The organism is Sandaracinobacteroides sp. (assembly GCF_057137845.1).
Window position 1 is genome coordinate 1 of the sequence record NZ_DBNHFX010000230.1, and the last position, 2,153, is coordinate 2,153.

3 protein-coding genes and 1 pseudogene are annotated in these 2,153 nt (G+C 66.9%); 2 read left to right on the plus strand and 2 right to left on the minus strand.

Going from position 1 to position 2,153, the window contains the following annotated elements:
* Both AC16JP_RS11955 and AC16JP_RS11960 read left to right on the plus strand, forming a co-directional pair.
* A pseudogene (locus AC16JP_RS11955) lies at positions 1-173 on the plus strand (peptidase S10); the annotation flags it as partial.
* 17 nt (positions 174-190) lie between these two features.
* Positions 191-928, plus strand: a complete 738-nt coding sequence (locus tag AC16JP_RS11960) for an SDR family NAD(P)-dependent oxidoreductase (protein WP_484340842.1) — start codon at positions 191-193, stop codon at positions 926-928.
* A 4-nt stretch (positions 929-932) separates the two neighbouring features.
* Here AC16JP_RS11960 and AC16JP_RS11965 read toward each other — a convergent pair whose 3' ends face one another.
* The gene (locus tag AC16JP_RS11965) at positions 933-1,724 is read right to left on the minus strand and encodes a crotonase/enoyl-CoA hydratase family protein (RefSeq protein ID WP_484340843.1); all 792 of its coding nucleotides are present in this window, start codon (positions 1,722-1,724) and stop codon (positions 933-935) included.
* On the minus strand, positions 1,724-2,153 hold a 430-nt coding region (locus tag AC16JP_RS11970; RefSeq protein WP_484340844.1), incomplete at its 5' end, for a hypothetical protein. The genes AC16JP_RS11965 and AC16JP_RS11970, both read right to left, overlap by 1 nt.

Sequence of the window (2,153 nt, forward strand, 5' to 3'; positions counted from 1 at the left end):
CTACCCCCTTCTTTGCCGCCGAATATTCGCTCACCCGCACCGGCATGCCGCAGGACCGCATCCAGTATCACTACTATGATGCCGGCCACATGATGTATGTGCGCGAAGCCGATCTGGCCAAGCTCTCGAACGATGTCCGCGGCTTCATCCGCCAGGGCACGACGGGCCGCTGAGGCAGGGGTAACGCAGAATGGGCGGGCCGCTCGATTTCACCAACGCGAAAGTGCTGGTCGTCGGCGGCTCCAGCGGCATCGGCAACGGCATCGCGCAACGTTTCCGCGCTGCGGGCGCAAGCGTCCATGTCTGGGGTACACGGGCCAGCGCATCCGACTATGCCGGCAGCGAAGGCTCCCACCTCGAAGGGCTGGGCTACACGCAGGTCGATGTCGGCGACATGGCGGCGATCCACGCAGCACCCGCCCCGTTCGACCTGCTCGACATTCTGGTCCTCTCGCAGGGGATCGTGCGTTACCGCCGCGCCGAATACACGCCCGAGGCGTTCGCCGACGTGGTGAACGTCAATCTGACCAGCCTGATGGCCTGCGCCGGCAAGTTCCAGCCCCATCTGGCCGCCGCCGGCGGGAAGCTGATCATCATCAGTTCGATCGTCGCGCATCAGGCGTCGGTCGGCAATCCGGCCTATGGGGCGTCAAAGGCCGGCGCTACCAACCTCGTGCGAACGCTGGGTCAGGCGTGGGGTCCGCTTGGCATCCGCGTCAACGGCATTGCACCCGGCCTCGTCCCGACCAAGCTGACCGAAGTCACCACCGGCAACCCCGACCGGGCGGACGCCGCCCTGAAGCGTATCCCGCTGGGCCGCTTCGGAAGCCCTGACGACATGGCGGGTGTCGCGCTGTTTCTAGCCTCGCCGCTTTCCGCCTATGTCGTCGGGCAGACGATCGATGTCGATGGCGGGCTGACGCTGTAGCCCCCTAGCCCGGCCCGCCGCCCACCGGAAAGCGTCCGCCCCGGCCTTCGCCTTCGCTGAACCTTGTGGCGCCCGCCAGGGTTTCGCCGCTGGCAAGCGTCTGCTGGCCGTGCGCAAACTCCAGCACCAGCGCTTCGTGCTCGGGCAGGCCCCATTGCGCCTTCATGGCGGCGCGATCGCCGCGCATGCAGGCCTGCGGGAATGCAGCAATTTCGTGGCCAAGGCGTATCGCCGCCGCAAGCGCAGCGCCCGGCGGCACCACCCGGTTGGCAAGGCCCATCGCCAGTGCCTCGGCCGCAGGTACCGGGCGCCCTGTCAGCACCAGATCCATCGCCCTGCTCTCGCCGATCAGCCGCGCAAGGCGCACCGTTCCGCCGTCGATCAGCGGCACGCCGAACCGGCGGCAGAAAATGCCAAAGACCGCATCCTCGGCCATCACCCGCAGATCGCACCAGAGCGCGAGTTCCATCCCGCCCGCCACTGCGTGCCCCTCGATCGCGGCGATCACCGGCTTTGCCAGTTGCAGCCGCGTCGGGCCCATCGGCCCGACGGAGCCCGGCGTTACCGGCACCATCGGGTTTCCACGCCCTGCTGCTACCGCCTTCAGATCGGCGCCAGCACAGAAATAGCCATCCGATCCCACCAGCACCGCAACCAGCGCGGTTTCATCGGCATCGAAATCCAGAAACGCCTGCCACAGTGCGCGCGCCGTATCGAAGTCAACTGCATTGCGCGCGGCCGGACGGTCGATCGTGACGACGCGAACCGGCCCTTCGTCGTGAACGTGCAGGGCCATCAGCCGTCCAGCGCCTCGCGGTGCTCCTCTTTGTCGCGGTCGCGCAATCCGTAGGCGCCAAGGAATATGGCGTCCGCCACCAGTTCAAGCCCCAGCACCACGCCAAGGAACCGCGCCGACACTTCCGACCAGTTGAACAGAACCAGCAGTCCCATCACCACCGAAATGATGCCCGCCGCCAGAAAGGCGATGAAATAGCGCGATTTCCGAACTCCGGGCACGCTCAGCAGCTTGGCGATGCCGCCACCCACCAGCAGCAGCGCAAAGATGAACGGCAGCCCGATCGGGCCAACCGCGCGCGAATCGCCAAGCTTCAGCGAAAGCCCGGCATAGACCAGCAGCACGCCGACGATGCCGGGCAGGATCATGGTGATCGGCCGCCGCCGTTTCCGGAACAGCACGCCGATCAGATAGATCGCGCCGGCGCCG